General features: G+C 69.9%; 14 protein-coding genes. 7 read left to right on the top strand and 7 right to left on the bottom strand.

Features of this window, described 5'->3' with window-relative positions; all coding sequences use genetic code 11:
- The first annotated feature begins 220 nt into the window (after positions 1 to 220).
- Both GWK61_RS40170 and GWK61_RS40165 read left to right on the top strand, forming a co-directional pair.
- Complete coding sequence (locus tag GWK61_RS40170; protein ID WP_323747970.1) at positions 221 to 937, top strand: TIGR03086 family metal-binding protein; 717 nt, start codon at positions 221 to 223, stop codon at positions 935 to 937.
- Between the two features lie 10 nt (positions 938 to 947).
- The gene (locus GWK61_RS40165; RefSeq protein ID WP_194916966.1) at positions 948 to 1,985 is read left to right on the top strand and encodes a sigma-70 family RNA polymerase sigma factor; all 1,038 of its coding nucleotides are present in this window, start codon (positions 948 to 950) and stop codon (positions 1,983 to 1,985) included.
- 94 nt (positions 1,986 to 2,079) lie between these two features.
- Here GWK61_RS40165 and GWK61_RS40160 read toward each other — a convergent pair whose 3' ends face one another.
- The 7 genes from GWK61_RS40160 to GWK61_RS40130 all read right to left on the bottom strand — a co-directional run bounded on the left by GWK61_RS40160 (position 2,080) and on the right by GWK61_RS40130 (position 10,513).
- Positions 2,080 to 3,468: a GH1 family beta-glucosidase gene (locus GWK61_RS40160; protein ID WP_194916965.1), complete on the bottom strand. Its 1,389-nt coding sequence runs from the start codon at positions 3,466 to 3,468 to the stop codon at positions 2,080 to 2,082.
- A 26-nt stretch (positions 3,469 to 3,494) separates the two neighbouring features.
- Positions 3,495 to 4,481 (bottom strand): ABC transporter ATP-binding protein, encoded by a 987-nt coding sequence (locus tag GWK61_RS40155; RefSeq protein WP_194916964.1) that lies wholly within the window; start codon positions 4,479 to 4,481, stop codon positions 3,495 to 3,497.
- Positions 4,478 to 5,410, bottom strand: a complete 933-nt coding sequence (locus GWK61_RS40150; RefSeq protein WP_194916963.1) for an ABC transporter permease — start codon at positions 5,408 to 5,410, stop codon at positions 4,478 to 4,480. Before GWK61_RS40150 ends, GWK61_RS40155 begins: the two co-directional genes overlap by 4 nt.
- Before the next feature lie 4 nt (positions 5,411 to 5,414).
- Positions 5,415 to 6,386, bottom strand: coding sequence for an ABC transporter permease (locus GWK61_RS60080; RefSeq protein ID WP_194916962.1), 972 nt, complete (start codon positions 6,384 to 6,386; stop codon positions 5,415 to 5,417).
- Positions 6,383 to 7,603, bottom strand: coding sequence for an ABC transporter ATP-binding protein (locus GWK61_RS40140; protein ID WP_194916961.1), 1,221 nt, complete (start codon positions 7,601 to 7,603; stop codon positions 6,383 to 6,385). The genes GWK61_RS60080 and GWK61_RS40140 overlap by 4 nt, the downstream gene beginning before the upstream one ends.
- A gap of 91 nt (positions 7,604 to 7,694) precedes the next feature.
- Positions 7,695 to 9,392, bottom strand: a complete 1,698-nt coding sequence (locus GWK61_RS40135) for an ABC transporter substrate-binding protein (protein WP_194916960.1) — start codon at positions 9,390 to 9,392, stop codon at positions 7,695 to 7,697.
- A 116-nt stretch (positions 9,393 to 9,508) separates the two neighbouring features.
- Positions 9,509 to 10,513: a LacI family DNA-binding transcriptional regulator gene (locus tag GWK61_RS40130; protein ID WP_194916959.1), complete on the bottom strand. Its 1,005-nt coding sequence runs from the start codon at positions 10,511 to 10,513 to the stop codon at positions 9,509 to 9,511.
- A 389-nt stretch (positions 10,514 to 10,902) separates the two neighbouring features.
- Between GWK61_RS40130 and GWK61_RS40125 the strand changes: the two genes are divergently transcribed.
- The 5 genes from GWK61_RS40125 to GWK61_RS40105 all read left to right on the top strand — a co-directional run bounded on the left by GWK61_RS40125 (position 10,903) and on the right by GWK61_RS40105 (position 19,021).
- On the top strand, positions 10,903 to 11,622 hold the full coding sequence (locus GWK61_RS40125) for a GPP34 family phosphoprotein (RefSeq protein WP_228563730.1): 720 nt from the start codon (positions 10,903 to 10,905) through the stop codon (positions 11,620 to 11,622).
- 151 nt (positions 11,623 to 11,773) lie between these two features.
- On the top strand, positions 11,774 to 13,219 hold the full coding sequence (locus GWK61_RS60075; RefSeq protein WP_194916957.1) for an alpha/beta hydrolase: 1,446 nt from the start codon (positions 11,774 to 11,776) through the stop codon (positions 13,217 to 13,219).
- 791 nt (positions 13,220 to 14,010) lie between these two features.
- Complete coding sequence (locus GWK61_RS40115) at positions 14,011 to 15,375, top strand: FAD-dependent oxidoreductase (protein WP_194916956.1); 1,365 nt, start codon at positions 14,011 to 14,013, stop codon at positions 15,373 to 15,375.
- A 255-nt stretch (positions 15,376 to 15,630) separates the two neighbouring features.
- The gene (locus GWK61_RS40110; RefSeq protein WP_194916955.1) at positions 15,631 to 18,054 is read left to right on the top strand and encodes a glycosyltransferase; all 2,424 of its coding nucleotides are present in this window, start codon (positions 15,631 to 15,633) and stop codon (positions 18,052 to 18,054) included.
- A 13-nt stretch (positions 18,055 to 18,067) separates the two neighbouring features.
- On the top strand, positions 18,068 to 19,021 hold the full coding sequence (locus GWK61_RS40105; protein ID WP_194916954.1) for a glycoside hydrolase family 130 protein: 954 nt from the start codon (positions 18,068 to 18,070) through the stop codon (positions 19,019 to 19,021).
- The last annotated feature ends 95 nt before the right edge of the window (positions 19,022 to 19,116 follow it).

The raw sequence follows: 19,116 nt of genomic DNA, 5'->3' as shown, positions 1-19,116 counted from the left end.
GGGCGGGCTCGGCGGGATGGGGTGCTCGGGGGCTCGGATGTCGACGGCCCGCTCGCCGGCGCTCCGGTCGGGCTGGACGCGGCGCATATGCGCTGGTGGGCGATCGCCGACAGATGCTGCGGGCCCCTGTCCGTCAGTTCGTAGCTGAGGTCCCGGGTGGCCCAAGGGGCGGGGAGCCGGCGCACAACGGCCCCCGCCCCGACCCGTTCACCGCCTGGTCGTGACCACGACCGATTCCTTTCCGACGCGCGCCGAGTCTGCCTTGTTGGCGGCAGTTCGCCGTTCGTGGATGAGAGGATCGATGATGATGGAACCGAGCGTGGGCCGGGGTGTGGATTTGAGCTCAGCCTTCGACAGCACGATGGGCGTCCTGCGGAAGGTCGAGCCTCATGACCTGGCGAAGCCGACGCCGTGTGCGTCGTGGGATGTGCAGGCGCTCATCAATCACATCATCAGTGCGGCGCGGTGGTGGGCGGCCATGGTGTCCGGCGATCCGGGGCTTGAGTCCGCGGAGGGTGCGGACTACGTCGGCGCTGACGGTGGCAATGTCGATGGCAATGACGGTGGCAATGTCGGTGGCGGTGACTTCGTGGCCGCTTATGAGGAGAGCATCCGCGTCACGCTCGGAGCCTTCGGGGCGCCGGGCGCTGCGGAACGGATGGTGACGGTGCCCTTCGGAAAGTTCCCCGGCGCGGCGCTGGCGCAGTTCGCGGCCACCGACCAGTTCACGCACGGCTGGGATCTGGCGCGCGCCCTCGGGCAGGACACGGATCTCGTGCCGGAGCTCGCGGTCGCGCTGCTCGGGCTGGCCGAGGTATCGATCACCGACGCGCTGCGCGGTCCGGACACCGAGGCGTCGTTCGGTCCGGAGCGGGTGGCTCCGGATGGTGCGTGCCCCGCGGACCGGCTGGCCGCGTACCTCGGGCGAGAGGTGTAGGGACGCGCCTATGGCCGACGCCGCGGACGCCGCCGAACTCGCCGAACTCGCCGAATTCGCCCGGGAGGAATTCGCCAGAGAGACAGAGCCGTACCGGCGGGAGCTGTTCGCCCACTGCTACCGCATGCTCGGCTCGGTGCTCGACGCCGAAGACCTCGTGCAGGAGACGTATCTGCGGGCTTGGCGGCACTACGGCGGGTTCGAGGGTCGTTCGTCGGTGCGCACCTGGCTCTACGAGATCGCCACCAACGGCTGCCTGACGGCGTTGGCCAAGCGGCGCGACGCCGATCGGCGGGTCCTGCCGTCCGGGCTGGGCCCGCCGGACCAGTACACGCCGAGCGCGCAGCTCGAACCGGACCTGCGGGAGCAGTGGCTCCAGCCGGTCCCGGACACGCTGGTCACCACCGACGCCGAGGACCCGGCGTCGGTGGTCGCCGCGCGCGAGGGAGTGCGGCTGGCGCTGGTCGCGAGCCTGCAGCACCTGCCGGCCCGGCAGCGGGCGGTGCTGGTGCTGCGCGACGTGCTGGCGTTCCCGGCAGCGGAGGTCGCGGCCATGCTCGAGATATCGACAGCGTCGGTGAAGAGCGCGCTGCAACGGGCCCGAGCGACGTTGCAGGAGCAGGCACCGGCCGCCGACGAGATCGCCGAGCCCACCGCGCCGCAGGCCAAGGCCGTGCTCAACAGGTACATCAAAGCCTTCGAGAACTCCGACGCGGACGCCCTGACCCGCCTGCTGCTCCACGACGCCGCGATCGAGGCGCCCCCGATCCGCGCCTGGTTCAAGGGCGTGGAGAACTGCATCCCGGTCCTACGGGACCGCGTCCTCGGCACGCCGGGAATGTGGCGCATGTTCCCGATCGCCGGCGGCGCCAACGGCAGCCCGGCGGTCGCCGGGTACCTGCGCGATGCGGAGGGGCGGTATCAGCCGTACGGGATCGTCGTGCTCGAAATCGTCGGCGACCGCGTCGAGCGGATCGTCTCGTTCGGGGATCCGCGGCTGTTTCCGGTGTTCGGCTTTGAGATGAGCCCGCTCAAGGACGCCGAATAAGCAGCGCAACGCAAAAGGGCGGGAACCGGCGCACGACGGTCCCCGCCCCGAACGCCCGGGGCCGGCTGCGATCGGCCCCGTGGCGCTTCCCGCGTCAGTCGTCGCCCAGGGGGCGGCGGGCGCGGGCGATCGTGTCGCGCAGCCAGAGGGCGCTGCGCTTGGGGGTGCGGGCTTGGGTCTCGTAGTCGGTGCGGACGATGCCGAAGCGCTTGTCGTAGCCGTAGGCCCACTCGAAGTTGTCCATCAGGGACCAGGCGAAGTAGCCGCGGATGTCGGCGCCGCGCTCGCGGGCCTGGGCCACGGCGTCGAGGTGGGACGCGATGTAGGTGGTGCGGTCCTCGTCGTCGACGAAGCCGTCGGCGTCGGGGACGTCGTTGTAGGCTGCGCCGTTCTCGGTGATCACCAGCGGGATGCCGGAGTACTCGTGGCCGATGCGGACCAGGAGGTTCGCGAAGTCGTCCGGCATGACCTCCCAGTCGATGTAGGTCTTGGGCAGGTCGCCGAAGTCGACGGTGCGGGTCACCGGGCGGCCGGCGGCGTCGGTGGTCGAGCCGTCGGCGGCGAAGCCGGTGGTCTTCATCGAGCGGTAGTAGTTGACGCCGAGGGTGTCCAGGGGCGCGCTGATGATCTCCAGGTCGCCGTCCTGGACCGGGATCGCCACGCCGACCGCGTCCAGGTCCTCCAGCAGGTCCGCCGGGTAGGTGCCCTTGAAGATCGGGTCCATGTACATGCGGAAGTGCAGGGCGTCGCCGCGCCGGGTGGCCTCGACGTCCACCGGCGCGTCGGAGGCCGGGATCGCGTTGCCCAGGATGTGCGTGATCGCCAGGTCGATCGGGCGGTCGGCGGCCTCGGCCGCGGCGCGCAGCCGCTGGGTCGCCAGGCCATGGCCGAGCAGCAGGTGGTGGATCGCGGCGATGCCGTCGGCGAACTCGCGGCGGCCCGGGGCGTGCACGCCCTCGACGTAGCCCAGCCAGGCCGAGCACCAGGCCTCGTTCAGCGTCGTCCAGTGCTCGACGCGGTCGCCGAGGCGCTCGTAGACCAGCTCGGCGTAGTCGGCGAACCGGTAGGCCGTGTCGCGGTGCGGCCAGCCGCCGGCGTCCTCCAGCTCCTGCGGCAGGTCCCAGTGGTACAGCGTGAGCCACGGAGTGATCCCGGCGCTCAACAGCTCGTCGACGAGCCGGTCGTAGAACGCCAGCCCGGCGGCGTTCGCCGGACCGCGCCCGCCCGGCTGCACGCGCGGCCAGGCCACGGAGAACCGGTAGGTGTCGACGCCGAGCGACTTGATCAGCCCCACGTCCTCCGGCATCCGGTGGTAATGGTCACAGGCGACGTCGCCGTCCTCGCCGTTCTCGATCGCGCCGGGGACGCGGCAGAACGTGTCCCAGATCGACGGGGTCCGGCCGTCCTCATCCACCGCCCCCTCGATCTGGTACGCCGAGGTCGCGACGCCCCACCGGAAGTCGCGGGGAAGCTCCAGAGACATGGTTCTCCTCAATATTCTGATACAGCTCAAGCAGACGGGTGCAAGTAACAAGCCACGGACCGCATACGGTCCGAGGCCGGCCGTACCAGCGGCGGGGGCGAGACGCCGCAGGGGTCGAAGGCCTTCGGGCAGCGCGGCTGGAACGCACAGCCGACCGGCATGTCGCGCAGGTCCGGCGGGGATCCGGGGATGCCGGTCAGCTCCCGCCGGGGGCCGCGCAACGCGGGGAACGAATGCAGAAGCCCGTCGCTGTAGGGGTGCAAGGACTTGTCATAGAGCTCCACGGCCGGCGCCTCCTCGACGATCCGGCCGCCGTACATGATCGCGATCCGGTCGCTGAACTCCACCAGCAGCGACAGGTCGTGGGTGATGAAGACGACGGAGAAGCCCAGCTGTTCCTTCAGCTTGGCAAGCTGCCGCATGATCTGCCGCTGCATCACCACGTCCAGCGCGGTGGTCGGCTCGTCCATGATCACCACGCGCGGCTCCAGGACCAGCGCCATCGCGATCATCACGCGCTGCCGCATGCCGCCGGAGAGCTGGTGCGGATAGCTCTCCAGCCGGTCCCGGGCGATGCCGACCAGGGACAGCATCTCGGCCGCGCGCACCATCCGCTCGGTCTTGGTGGACTTCGGCCGGTGCTCGGCGATGACGTCGGTCAGCTGCGCGGCCACGGTGGCCACCGGGTTCAGCGAGTTCATCGCGCCCTGGAACACGATCGACAGCTCGCTCCAGCGGAAGTCGCGCAGTTCGGCGTGCGTCATGCGCAGCAGGTCGACCGGCTCGCCGTTGTCGGGGTGGTAGAGCACGGAGCCGCCGGTCACGACGCCGGGCGGGGGCAGCAGCCGGGTCGCGCCGTAGGCGAGCGTCGACTTGCCCGAGCCGGACTCGCCGGCCAGGCCCAGCACCTCGCCGCGGTTCAGCGTCAGGTCCACCTGGTTGACCGCACGCACCGACTGCTCGCCGGTGCCGTAGTCGATCGACAGTCCTCTGATCTCCAGGACCGGGCTCATCGGCCCCCTCCTTCGTCCGTCCGCGGCGTGAGCACCGGGGTGAATCCGAGCCGCATACGGGCTTTGCGTCCGTCGGGGTAGCGCACGACGGCCTTGCTGCCGCCGCGCAGCCGCGGGTTGACGATCTCGTCGATGCCGAAGTTGACCAGCGCCAGCGCCGTGCCCAGCAGCGCGATGCACAACCCGGCCGGCACGAACCACCACCAGGCACCGATCGCGAGGGCCTGCTGGCCCTGCGCCCAGAACAAGACCTCGCCCCAGTTCCATTCGGAGATGCCGGAGACGCCGACGTAGGCCAGCGCGATCTCGGTCATCACCGCGAACATCACGGTGCCGATGAACGAGGAGGCGATGATCGCCGTGAGGTTGGGCAGGATCTCGACGGTGACGATGCGCCAGGTGGACTCGCCGCCGGCCTTGGCCGCCTGTACGAAGTCGCGGTTGCGCAGCGACAGAGTCTGGGCCCTGAGAAGCCGGGCGCCCCAGGCCCAGGACGTGCAGCCGATCACCATCGCGATCGCCCAGTCCCCGGAGTTGGGGATGACGTTGGTGACGATGACGATCAGCGGCAGGGCCGGGATCACGATGAACACGTTCGACAGCGTCGCCACCGCCTCGCCGCCGAAGCCGGTGAGGTAACCGGAGGTGACGCCCACGATCACGGCGATCACCGTGGCCAGGATGCCGGCGGCGAAGCCGACGAACATCACGCTGCGGGTGCCGACCAGGATCTGGCTGAAGATGTCCTGGCCCAGGTGCGTGGTGCCGAACAGGTGCTTGGCGGACGGGCTCTGCAAGATGTCGTTGCTGCGCGCCGAGGGATCGAAGGGTGCCAGCGACGCGCCGAAGAACGCCACGAAGGTGAACATGATCAATACCACTAGGCCGATCGTGACCTTGACGCTGGGCATCCGGAACCGGAACTTCACGAGGTCATCCCTCCTTCCGGGTGCGCGGGTCGAGCACCATGTACGCGAGGTCGGCGAGGAAGTTCGCGGCCAGCACCGCGATCGTCACGACCAGGAAGATGCCCTGGATCAACGGGTAGTCGTGCCCTGAGATGGCGTTGATGAGCTGGAGCCCGACGCCGGGCAGGGAGAAGACCTGCTCCACCAGGAACGTGCCGCCGACCACCAGGCCCAGGGCCATGCCGAAGCCGGAGACCGAGGGCAGCAGCGCGTTGCGGGCCGCGTACTTGGTCATCACGCGCGCCCCGGACAGGCCCTTGGCGTGCGCGACGGTGATGTAGTCCTCGGCGGTGACCGTGACCATCATGTTCCGCATCGACAGCAGCCAGCCGCCGACCGAGGTGACGATGATCGTCAGGGCCGGCAGGACCATGTGCTGGAGGATGTCGCCGGCGATGTTCCAGCCCGGGATGTTGCCGACGGTGTAGCCGCCGGACGTCGGCAGGCCGAGCGGCCCGGCGAGCCAGGCCACGGCGATCAGGCCGAGCCAGAAGTACGGGATCGACGACAGGAACGAGGTCGCCGGCAGCAGGCCGTCCACCCAGGTCCCGCGCTTCCAGCCGGCGAAGACCCCGAGCAGGGTGCCGATCAGGAACGACAGGATCGTGGTGGTGCCGATCAGCCCCAGCGTCCAGGGCAGCGCCGAGCCCAGCACCGTGGTCACCGGCTCCGGGAAGTTGCCGAAGCTGATGCCCAGGTCGCCGTGCGAGAGCTGGACCAGGTAGTGCCAGTACTGGGACGGCAGGCTCTGGTGCTTGTCCAGGCCGAACAGGATGTTCAGGGACTCGACGGCCTTGCTGTCGACCTCGCCGCGGCGCTGCTCGATCAGGGAGTCGACGGCGTTGCCGGGGATCAGGCGCGGGATGAAGAAGTTGATGGTGATGGCGGCCCAGAGGGTGAAGGCGTAGAAGCCGAGGCGGCGGGCGAAGAACCTCACGGTGCTGCCTCCTCGGGGTCCGGGTCTTCGGTGGCTGTGCTTCCGGCGGCTGCGTTTTCGGTGGCTTCGGCGGTCTCGGCGCCTTCGGAGGCTTGGGAGGCTTCAGAGGCTTGGGTCTCAGCCTTCTCGGGCTCGGCCGTCGCGGACCCGACCGTCGTGAGCTCGGTCAGCCCGGCCAGCCCGGCCAGCTCGACGTCGACCGAGGCGGCGGACCCGTCGCTCTCGTCGCTGAACAGCCAGCAGGCGACCCAGTGGTCCGGTGCGTCGCCGACCAGCGTCCGCTCCGGCACCCGGGCCTTGCACACCTCCATCGCCTTCGGACAGCGCGGATGGAACCGGCAGCCGGTCGGCGGGTCGATCAGGCTCGGCGGCTCGCCGGTGTCCTCGTCGTCGTCCGGCAGCACCGCGCCGCGTACGCGTTCGGGATCCGGCGCCGAGTGGACCAGCAGGTGCGTGTACGGATGCGCCGGCCGCTGCGTCACGGTCTCGGAGTCCCCGCCCTCGACCATCCGCCCCGCGTACATCACCAGCGTCTCGTCGGCGAAGTACCGTGCCGAGGCGATGTCGTGGGTGATGTAGAGGATTGCGAGGTCCAGCCGTTCCTTGAGGTCCCGCAACAGGTTCAGCACGCCGAGCCGGATCGACACGTCCAGCATCGACACCGGCTCGTCGGCGAGCAGCGCCTCGGGGTCGGCGGCCAGCGCCCTGGCGATGGATACGCGCTGGCGTTGCCCCCCGGACAGCTCGTGCGGGTACTTCTCCAGGTACAGCGAGGCCGGCGTCAGCTGGACCCGGCCCAGCAGTTCGGCCAGCGACTCCTCGCCGGTGTACCGGCCGTGGATCTTCAGCGCGCGGGTCAGGTGATGCCGCACGGTGTGCACCGGGTTCAGCGACGCGAACGGGTCCTGGAAGATCAGCTGCACCCGGCGCGCGTACGCCTTGAACTGCCGTCCGCCCTTGACCGCGGTGGAGACGCCGCCGATCCGGATGTCGCCGCCGGTGCGCGGGTAGAGCTGCGCCAGCAGCCGGGCGACCGTCGACTTGCCGGAGCCGGACTCGCCGACCAGCGCGGTGACCCGGCCCCGGCGCAGGCTCAGGGAGACGTCGTCGACCGCGTGCACCACCTTCGGCGTACGGGTCAGGGCCGCACGGCCGCGGGCGCGGACCGGGAAGTGCTTGGTCAGCGCCTCGGCTTCCAGGACCACCTCGGAGGTCATCGAATGGTTCCTTCCACGGGCCGGGCGGCGGCGCCCCTCAACGCCGCCGCCCGGCTCTGATTCACAGTGGCTCGGTTGCTTGCCAGTCCGGTCAGGAGGACGGGGTCAGGTGCAGGACGATGTCTTCCATCCCCCACCGGGTCGGCTGCGGGGCCTCGTAGGCCTTGTCCGCGGCCGGCCAGCCGCTCCAGTTCTTCGTGGAGTACTCGGCGCCGAGGTTGCCGGCCGAGGTCGGGATCATCGGCATCTCCTGGACGAACAGCTGCTCCAGGTTGTCCATGGCGGTCTTGCGGCCGGCGTCGTCGGTGGCGTTGGAGTACGCCTTCAGAGCGGCGTCCACCGTCGGGTTCTTGTAACGGCCGAAGTCGCCGGTCGCGGCGGTGCCGATGGGCTCCAGGCCGGCCGAGTCCATGATCTGGTCGTACATGTCGTACGGCGTGGTCCCGGAGTTGGTCCAGTGCAGCGCCGCCTGGAAGTTGCCCTTGGCGATGTTGTCGAACCAGGCGTCGTCGTTGGCCTTGTCGATGGTCGCGTTGATGCCGATGGTGGCCAGGTTGTCCTTGATGATCGCCAGGTCGGTCTGGTAGTCGTTCCAGTCCGCCGGGTCGGTCAGGGTCAGCGTCACCGGCTTGCCGGTCGGGTCCGTCAGGGTGTTGCCGTTGTAGGTGAAGCCGTTGTCGGTCAGTTCCTTCTTCGCCGCGGCCACGCCGGAGGTCGGCGAGATGCCCTTGTACTGCGCGGCGATGTAGGGCTCGCCCTGCGGCGTGGGGACGCCGGTGACGTTGTCGATCAGCGGCTTGAAGTAGCCGGCCTCGCCCTGGTTGAAGATGTCGGTCCGGTTGATGACCATGCTCATCGCGCGGCGCAGGTGCGGGTTGTCCAGCGGCTTCTTGGTGGTGTTGAACCACAGGCCGTCGGCCGAGAGCTGGGCCGGGAAGTAGAGCTTGAAGTGGGTCGGGTCCTTGGCCACGAAGGTGCTCTTGGCGTCGGACATGAAGTAGTAGCTCCACTCGGCCGCGCCGGACGTCAGCGCCGCGCCCATGGTGTCGTTGGAGCTGTAGGTGGTGAAGTTGATCGTCTTCACCTTCGGCGCCGCACCCCAGTAGCCGTCGCGCGCCGCGACGGTGACCGTCGAGGGCGTCGTGGTCTTGATGGTGTACGGGCCGGTGCCGACCGGGTTCGCGACGGTGTCCTTGGACGGGTCCGACATCGCCGACCACTGCTTCTTGTTGATCACCTGGGTGGACAGGATCTTCGTGCGGTTCACGTACTGCGAGCCGTTGAAGGACACGGTGACCTGGTTGCCGGCGGTCGACACGTCGGTGATCGGCAGCGAGTAGTAGTCGACCTCCTTGTGGTCCTTCTGGATCTGGAAGGAGTAGGCCACGTCGTCGGCGGTCATCGGGGTGCCGTCGGACCACTTCACGCCGTCGCGGACGGTCAGGGTCACCTTGCTGTAGTCCGGGGACCACGTCCACTTGGTGGCCAGCCACGGCTGCGGGTCCTGGTCCGGCTTGGCCTCGTCCTGCATGGCCAGCGGCTCCCAGATCAGCCAGGTGTAGCCGAGCTTCTTGGCGAACGAGGAGTCCAGGTAGGGGTTGTTGTTGGCGGGCAGCGTCGCTCCGTCGGGCATGCCGACGTTGAGCACCGTCTTGCCGCTGCCGCCGGTGGAGCCGCCGCCGCTCTTGGTGCTCGCGCCGCAACCGGCGGCGAGGGTGACGGCCAGGCCCGCGGCCGCCAGTGCGGCAAGCGGTCGCCGGGCTGCGGTGCCGGGTGTCGCGAGGGTCATTTCTTCTCCTCCAAGCTGGGGGATCCGTGCCGCCCGCCCTGTGCGGGGGTGTGCGGCATCGCGGCACGGCCCTGGTCGGGCGCGCCTGGCGGATCGCGATGGGATCTAGTCCTGATCTAGTCCTGAGATGCGGTGGAGCCTCGGACGACGAAGTCGGTCGGGATGACGACCGGCTCGGCCGGCAGGGGCTCGCCGCCGAGGTGGGCCGTGAGCAACCGGGCCGCGGTGGCCCCCAACTCGCGCAGGGGCTGGCGGACGGTGGTCAGCGGCGGCTCGGTGAGCGCGGTGAACTCGACGTCGTCGAATCCGACGACGGCGACGTCCCCCGGCACCGCGAGTCCGGCCTCTCTCAGCGCCTGCAGGGCGCCCGCAGCGGAGAGGTCGTTGTGCGCGAAGACGGAGTCGAACCGGACCCCGTCGGCCACGGACCGCGCCACTGCGGCGTGACCCGAGGCGATGCTGAAGTCGCCCTCCAGCACGGCTTCGGCCGGCAACCGGTGCCCGGCCTCCTCGAAGACTTCGGCGAAGCCTTCGAGCCGTTCGGTGACACAGCCGAAACCCAGCTTGCCGGTGACGACCAGCGGGTGGCGGCGGCCGATCTCCAACAGGTGGTGCGCGGCCTGCCGGCCCCCGGCGCGATTGGTGGTGGCGACGGAGGCGAACTGCGGCCGGCTCTCCCGATCGTCGATCAGGACCACCGGCAGCCCTCCGGTGTGCAGTTCGGTGATGTAGTCCAGGGTTCCCTCGGGCTCGATGACGAGCAGCCCGTCGAAGGCCTTGGCGTTCACCTGGCTGGCGAAGCGCCGCATGGACTCGTCGCCCTGGTTGCAGGTGAAGAGCATGACCCCGAACTCACCGCTCTCCACCACGTCCACGGCGCCCTGGATCACCTCGCCGATCCACGGCCAGGTGAGCGAGGGCACCAGCATGCCGATGACGCCGGTCCGCCCGCGCGCCAGCGACACGGCCCGCGCGCTCGGCACGTAGCCGAGCTCGTCGATGACCTGCCGCACCCGCGCCACCGTGGAGACGTCGAGCTCGCCTTTGCCGTTGAGGACGCGGGAGACCGTGGTCTTGCTGACCCCGGCCCGGGCCGCGACGTCGGCGATGGTGATCGGCATGGACGGCGCCTTTCGGACGGCTTGGTGCCACTGGATGTGTCAGTGCTTTGGTGCGCTGTGCTCGTGCAGTGGTGCGAGCTGTGCAATGTGCATTCTGCGCTGTCGTGCCTTGGTGCGCTTGCGCTGTGGTGCCTGTGCCTCGGACCCGTTGCCAGGGGCCCGGATCGGCGCGGACGGTACCGGAACCGGTCTCGCGACCGCTTACGGCACCGGTTCCGAAACCGGTTCCGGGGAGCAGTCAACACCCGGTCGGGCGGCTGGGCAATAACGGCGGGGTAACGTTCTGGAAATCTAAGGGCGCGCAGGGCGGTTGGCGACGCGACAGGACGCGGGCGGCGGCAGACGGCAGCAGGCGCGGGGCGCGGGCGGCGGCAGACGGCGTCGCGGCGATGCGGCAGGGCTGTGCGGCGGGTGGTGGCCGGGGTTACCTTCGAAGCGTGCTGACACTGGGGGAAGAGCTGCTGTTGGTCGCCCTGGACGCCGACAAGGGCGTCTTGCGGCGATCGGCGGCTATGCAGTTCGCGTTGAACGCGGCGGGAATGGCGGAGTTGGCGGCGGCGGGACGGTTGCAGTTGCGGCGCGCCGACGGATCGCCCGGCGTGACGATCACGGCCGAAAGCGACGCGCACCTCGGCGAACAGCCGCTGCTCGATGAGGTGCTGCTCCAGGCCCGGCAGACGCGAGCAGGCCAGCGGCATCCCGAACGATGCCTCAGGAACTGGGTCGCGCCTTCGCTGTTCGCGTACCTCAAATCGCTGCGGGAGCGGGAAATCCTCACCTGGGACAAGCCGAAGAACCGTGCCCTGTACGGACAGTTCCATCTTCTCGACGCCGATGCGGCGGCCTCGGCCCGGGCCCGGGTCGAGCGGGTCGCGACCGGTGCCGGGCCGAGCGAGCGCGATGTGGACCTGGCCGGGATCGTCCACGGGATCGGTCTCGACGAAGACCTCTACAAGGGTCCGCGCAACAAGGCGAAGCGCGCGAGACTGTCAACGGCGCTCGAAAGACATCGCTACGCGGTGATGCTCCCCCGTCTGCTTCCGGAGATCCCCGGCCAGAAGTTCACGTTCGATTCCAGCAACGATCTGAAGATGGCGAGAGAGATGTGAGCACCACGTGGGATCGGACTCTCTGACTCGCACCGGCCTTCTGTCGGCCTAAAAAACCATCGCCCAGTGGGTACTTCTCCCGTCGCGACGCCCTCGGCGGGCACGTCATGCTGTGCCGGACACCACCGGAATCGGACGAGGAGACGCCGTCGTGGCCGACACAGGCGCTTTCAGCATCGACCTGCCGCTCATGAGCCTGGTCACTGCGGACCTGGAGGGCCTGGTCTGCACCGGCAACAGTGCGCTGAGTGAGCTCGGTTCGCTGGTGCTGGGCGGGGAGATCTTCGGTGAGATCGGGTCGCTGGTCGGCTCGGTCGACGGGCAACTGCACGACAACCTGCTCAGTTCCCTGACTTCCGGCATGGGGCTGTTCGGCACGCTCAACGGCGCCCTGCAGTGCTGCGCGAGCGACTACGCCGCGCTGGACACGCTGGTCTCCGACAGCTTCGCGAGCCTGGGCCTGGGCGGAACGCTGCCGTCCACGCCGACGGCCGGGAGCAGCCCCGCCGACGTGAACAAGTGGTGGAGCGGGCTCAGCAAAGACCAGCAGACGGCGCTCGTGGCCACCGACCCCACGAAGATCGGGGCGCTGGACGGCGTGCCGGACACCGTGCGCGACGCCGCGAACCGGAAGGTGCTGTCCAATCTGCAGACGCAGACCCAGCAGCAGATCACCGATCTGAAGAACACGCCCCTGTCGCCGTTCGACACCGAGGGCTTCGACGCGATTCAGAACCAGAAGCAGATCGACGCGCTGCAGGGCAAGCTCGACGGGATGAACGAGCTGCAGAAGGTGCTCAACGACGGCGGCACCAACGGCGCGCCGCAGAAGTTCCTGCTGGGCATCGACACCAACGGGGTCGGCCACGCGATCGTCGCCAGCGGCAACCCGGACACCTCCGCCAACGTGGTGACGGTCGTCCCCGGCGTGAGCACCGACCTGTCGGCGGGGCACGTCGACCAGTACACGAAGGCCGCCGACAGCATCGTGGCCTCCGCCCACAACGCCGACCCGAACCAGAGCACCTCGGCAGTCGCGTGGATGAACTACAACGCCCCGGCGACGGTCCCCGGCGCCCTGTTCTCAGGCCCCGCAGAAGCCGGCGGCCCGGTGCTGGACAACTTCCAGCAGGGCCTCTACGCCACCCACGACGCCGGCGACCCCCTGCACACCACGGTCATCGGCCACAGCTACGGCACCACGGTGGTCGGCGAAGCCACCCAGGCCCCCGGCGGCCTGCGCGCCGACGACGTGGTCCTGGCCGCGAGCCCCGGCATCAACGTGGACAACGCCGCGGCGATGCACGTCCCCAACGGCACCTCGCACGTATGGGCCACCCGCGACGACAACGACCCGATCGTCTGGGCCGAAGGCTTCCACAACACCGACCCGGTGACCCCGGCCTTCGGCGCCCACGTCTTCAACGGCGGCGTAGGCCCCAGCTGGGACCCCATCGGCGCACACGACTACTACTTCGACCCGTCCTCCCCGGCCATGGCGAACTTCGGCCAGATCGCCACCGGCCACTACGGCCAGGTGACCTCCCCGCCCCCGGTCGAACCGGACCCGGCGTGGTCGTTCCCGATGGTGCCGTAAGGACGCGGCGCTGAGACTTCGGGGAGAGAGGGCCTCCCCGACGAAGCGAGGTCCCGGTTCGGCTTCGGCCGCGCCGGGACCACGCTTTTGTGGGGGTGGTCGGTGACGGGCGAGCCCCGACCGGCCGCGCGGTTCGCCGGTTCCGACCGGACCATGCGGGGTGTTGGTTCTGGGTCCCTCGCCGCGTCAGCGGGCGCAGCCAACCTGCCCGGTTTGGCGGTGTCAAGCCGGACGAGGCTGCACCACAGCAGCAGCGATGCGGCTTGATTCCGCCAAACCGGGCAGGTTCCGTTTACGGCGATGACGCGGCGAGGGACCCAGAACCTTGGCGACCACAAGCAGCACCGCCAGCGCACAGCGCGACGCAGGCAACAGCGGACAGAAAGCCGAACAGTCGCGGGCCGGCGGCATCAAGCACGACGCGCGGGTCGCCCCCTCGTCGAGGAGGCCCGCCAGAGGCCTCAAGGCACCCACCAAACGCGGCAGACACCCGCCCGCACGACGTGTGCGCAGTGACTCGGACCGACGCGCGGTCTTGCACGCGAAAACCGCCAGCCACCAGCGCAACTGAGTGTGCGGGTCTGGCGTGGCGGCATTTTGTTATGGAATTATCGCCCCTTATGCACAGATATAGCACGCGCCACTGACAACCACACCCGGCCAGTCGGCGGAAACCTCGCATAACCATAGATATCCCCGCAATCTCAAAGATGCCACCCCCCACCCCCATCCACGACCGTAACGATGCCCGGCCCTCCGCCCGGGCCGTTCCGCGTCAAGGGGGCATCGGCATGCCACACACACGCCGCGACCACGCCGTGGTCCTCGGCGCGAGCATGGCTGGCCTGCTGGCCGCCCGCGTGCTCAGCGAGTCGTTCGATCGGGTCACCGTCGTCGAGCGCGACGCGCTGCCCGCCGATGCCGAGCATCGGCGCGGCGTGCCACAGTCGCGGCATGTCCATGTGCTGCTGGCGCGTGGGGCTTCGATCCTGGAGGACCTGTTCCCCGGATTCGTCGCAGAGGCCGAAGCCGCCGGGGCCCAGACCACCGATGCCCTGGGCCAGGTCCGCCTGCTGCTCTCCGGTCAGCGGCTGCTCCAGACCGACATCGGTCTGCGCTCGGTCCTGTGCGGCAGGCCGTTGCTGGAAAGCCTCGTGCGGGCGCGGGTGCGGGCTTTGGATGGGGTCAGCTTCCTCGAACGCCACGATGTCATCGGCCTGACCGCGACGCCGGACGGTCGCCGCGTGACCGGCGCCCGAATCCACGCAGACGGTCGCGAGCAGGAAACGACCCTCGAAGCCGACCTAGTCCTAGACGCAACCGGCCGCGCCTCACGAGCACCCGTCTGGCTCCACCAACTCGGCCACGGCCGCCCGACCGTCGACAAAGTCCAGGTCAACCTGGCCTACGCCACCCGCACCTACCGCCTCCCGCAAGGCGCGATGGGCAAGGACCAGCTGATCCTCAACAACGCCACCCCCGCCAACCAGCGCGCCGCGGTTCTCGCCGAGCAGGAGCACGGCCTGGCGCGCCTGACCCTCGCCGGCATGCTCGGCGATCGTCCGCCGCTGGAGCCGAAGGCCTTCGACGCCTTCGCGGCCAGCCTCCACTTCCCCGACATCTTCGAGGCGATCCGCGACGCCGAGCCGCTGGACGACCCGGTCGGTTTCCAGTACCCGGCGAACGTCCGCCACCGCTACGAACGGATGCGCAGCTTCCCCGACGGCTTCCTCGTGCTCGGCGACGCGGTCAGCGCCTTCAACCCCGTCTACGGCCAGGGCATGACGTCCGCCGCGATGCAGGCCGAGGCGATGCGCGCGGTGCTCGCCGGGCACGCCGGACCCGCCGGGCACGACGCGCCCCTCGCACTCCCACATGACAAGCCTCTGACATGGCGTCGTTACTTCCAAGCCATCGCGAAGGCCGTCAACCCCCCGTGGCAGATCTCGGCAGGCGGCGACCTGGCGTTCCCGGACGTTCGCGGCCGGCGGACCCCCGCCATCCGCATGATCAACGCCTACCTCCCGAAGGTGCACGCCGCCGCAGCCCACGACGTGGACATGGCCGTCGCCTTCATCCGCGTGGGTTCGCTGGTGGACCGCCCGGAGTCCCTCCTACGCCCGGGCATGGTCTTCCGCGCGCTGCGCCGCCCGTGACGCCCGTGACGCCAGTGACGCCCGAAACACCCACCTACGGACACGGATGTCTCAGCTCACGGACGATCACATGGCCCCTATGCCCCACTGTCGCAGAATGTTGTTTCCGTCACGAAACATCCGGATGCGACGCTGACTGTTGTTCAATCATCTTTAGCCCCCATACACCGTCATCCGACCGATACCTCCGCTACATCCGCGCGCCACCGACGCTCCGCGTCGTCCACGGACCATGGACTTGGAAGGTGAAAGGGCATGTCTGAGACCCACCCGCCGCTGGGAACCCGGTTGGCGATCGTTTCGACCTACGCGCCGCGCCGCTGTGGCATCGCCACGTTCTCGCAGGACCTGACCACGGCGCTGGCGCACTCGGCGCCCGACCTGGCCGTCGAGATCTGCGCGCTGGACCGGGACGGCCTGGACTACCCGGCCGAGGTGTCCACCGTCATCGGGCAGGACTCCTACTCCGACTACCGCAAGGCCGCCGCGCGGCTGGCCGACTCCGGTGTGGACGCTGTGGTCATCGAGCACGAATACGGGATCTTCGGCGGCAACGACGGGGCGTGGATCACCGGTTTCGCCGGCGAGCTGGCGCGGCGGGGCGTGCCTTATCTGGTGACTTTGCACACAGTGCTGTCCGAGCCGACGTGGACTCAGGCCTCGACGTTGAACCGGCTGTGCCAGGACGCCGCGGCGGTGACCGTCTTCACCGAGACCGCGCGCACGCTGGTCGTGCAGACCGGGATCGCGTCGCCGGACCGGATCGTGTACGTGCCGCACGGGGCGCCGGAGCCGGTGACCGATCAGCTGACGTCGTACGAGATCGGCCTGGAGGGTCGGCGGACCTTGGACGCGCTGGCCGGCCGGCGGCTGCTGTCGACGTTCGGGCTGATCTCGCCCGGCAAAGGCCTGCAGACCGCGATCGAAGCCCTGGGCCTGATCGCCGAGGAGCACCCGGATGTTTCATACCTTATCGCCGGATCTACGCACCCTGAGATCGTGCGCAACAGCGGCGAGGACTACCGCGAGAGCCTGATGCGCGCCGCCAAAGAGGCAGGCGTCGCGGACCGGGTGGTGTTCCTCGACAGCTTCCTGACCGAGATGGAGATCGGCGCGATCCTGGCGCAGACGGAGATCTTCCTGACCCCGTACCGCTCGCGCGAGCAGATCTCGTCGGGCGCTTTGACGTTCGCCGTGGCCGCCGGAAAGCCGGTGGTGTCGACGGACTACCACTACGCTGTGGACATGCTCGGTGACGGTGCCGGGATCACTGTTCCGCCGGAGGACCCCGAGGCCTTCGCCGGCGCACTCCGTACGCTGCTCGGCGACGACGAGCGGCTGTCCGCCGCACGCCGGGCGGCGCGCGAGCGCGGGGCGGGGCTGCGCTGGGACGCGGTGGCGCAGCGGTTCGCGGCGATCGTGCGGGCCTGTGCCGCACAGCGTCGCCTGAAGGGACCAGCGGCGACCACGGCGAGCATGGCGAGCGCGGGGAACGCGGGCAGCACGCCGAGCTCGGAGCGGTCGAAGCACGCGGAGCGCTTCGAACTCCCGCGCCTGAAGCTGAAGCACCTCAGCCGGCTCACCGACTCCGGCGGCATCATGCAGTTCGGCCAGGGGATGCGGCCGGACCCGGCCTCCGGGCACTGCGTCGACGACGTCGCGCGGCTGGCCATCGTCGCGGCCGGGCTGTGCGCGGAGCAGCCGCAAGCCTTGCGTGCCGCGGCCCCGCACACCTGGCTGGACACCAGCCTGGAATTCCTCCAGCAGGCCTACGACCCGGAGTCGCGAGCGGTCCGGAACATGCGCACCGTCGACGGCCGCTGGCTGGACGAGCCGCACTCCGGGGACCACGTCGGGCGGCTGGTCTGGGGCCTGGGCGAGGTGGCGTCGGGCCCGGCGGTCCCGGACAAGTTCCGGGAGCGGGCCACCGAGCAGTTGATGGACGTCCTGCCCGCCGTCAGGGGCCTGACGAGCCTGCGGAGCATGGCGTACGCGGTGCTCGGGCTGGTGCGGATCCCGGAGCCGACGCCGGAGCTCGACCGGTGCGTCGAGCGGCTGAACGCGGCGTGGCGGGGCACCGCCACGAGCGAGTGGCCGTGGTTCGAGGAGCAGCTGACGTACGACAACGCGCGGCTGGCCCAGGCGCTGCTCGCCGGCGGGGCGCGGGCCGGGGACGCGGCGATGGCCGAGCGGGGCCTGACCGCGCTGGACTGGTACCTGGAGCAGGTGGGGCTGGACCCGGCCGGGGACCCTGCCGAGGACCCCACCGCGGACCCCACTGCGAACCCCACTGCGAACCCCGCTAAGTACCCCGAGCGGGGCCGGCTCCGGCTGGTCGGGAATCTGTGGCGGTACAAGGGGGTGGCGCGCCTCGAGGACGAGGGCGACGAGCAGCCCATCGACGCCGCGGCCGTGGTCGAGGCGGCCGCGCAGGCGTGGCGGGTGACCCGGCAGGAGCGCTACGCCAGCCTCGCGCGACGTTCCTTCGGCTGGTTCCTGGGGGACAACCGGCTTGGGCTGCCGGTGTACGACACCGGTTCCGGCGGGTGCCGGGACGGGCTGCGGTCCGGGGACACGAACGTGAACCAGGGGGCCGAATCGACGTTGGCCTACTACCAGGCGCGCCTGGGGCTGATCCGGGCGGGGCTGGCCGACGCCAGGGATACCGCCAATCGATAATGAGGGGGCGGCTTTGCCGACCAAAGACGACATCATCCGGGACCTGTTCCGACGGGAGCCCGCCAACCCGATCCTCACCGCGGAGGACTGGCCCTACCGCGTGAACACGGTGTTCAATCCGGGTGCGGCGACGCATGACGGCGAGACCGTGCTGCTGTGCCGGGTCGAGGACGCGCGCGGGATCTCGCACCTGACGGTCGCGCGCTCGCCCGACGGCGTGCACGGCTGGCGGGTCGAGCCCAAGCCCCTGCTGGCCGAGGACCCGGGCGACCACACCTCGATGTGGGGCGTGGAGGACTGCCGCGTCACGTGGGTCGCCGAACTGGGGAAGTACGTGATCGCGTACACCGCGTACGGCCCTTCGGGGCCGTGCGTCGCACTGGCCACCACCGAGGACTTCCACTCGGTGGAGAAGCTGGGCGCGGTGATGCCGCCGGACGACAAGGACGCGGCGCTGCTGCCGCGCCGGGTGAACGGCGAGTTCGTGCTCTACCACCGGCCGGTCAGCTCCCGGTTCGGCAACCGCGGCAACATCTGGCTGTCGCGCACCACGGACCTGCACCACTGGAGCGCGCCGGAGCCGGTGATGGCCAGCCGCGAGGGGCCGTGGTGGGACGCGGCGCGCATCGGGCTGGGGCCGGCGCCGATCGAGACCGAGCACGGCTGGCTGGCGGTCTACCACGGGGTCAAGCAGATGCCGTCGGGTCCGATCTACCGGGCCGGTCTGGTGCTGTTCGACCTGGAGGAGCCGGCGCGGGTGGTACGGCGCTCGCCGGCCTGGGTGATGGGGCCGGCCGCGGAGTACGAGACGCGCGGGGACGTGCCGAACGTGGTGTTCCCGACCGGGATGGTGCACGACGAGGACAGCGGGGAGCTGCGGCTGTACTACGGGGCCGGGGATTCGGTGGTCGCGCTGGCCACGGCGAAGCTCGACGAGTTGCTCGACTATCTGTGGCAGTACGGCTGAGGGCGGCCTGAGGGAGTGCTGCGGAGCCGCTGCTTCGCGCTCGGGCCGGGGCTCGGGGGTGGGGCGGCGGCTTTTTGGTGCGCGGAGGCGCTGCG

This window comes from Catenulispora rubra (assembly GCF_015356825.1).
Taxonomy (GTDB): domain Bacteria; phylum Actinomycetota; class Actinomycetes; order Streptomycetales; family Catenulisporaceae; genus Catenulispora; species Catenulispora rubra.
Note: the sequence above shows the minus strand (reverse complement) of the source record. Positions and strands in the feature narration are given on the sequence as shown.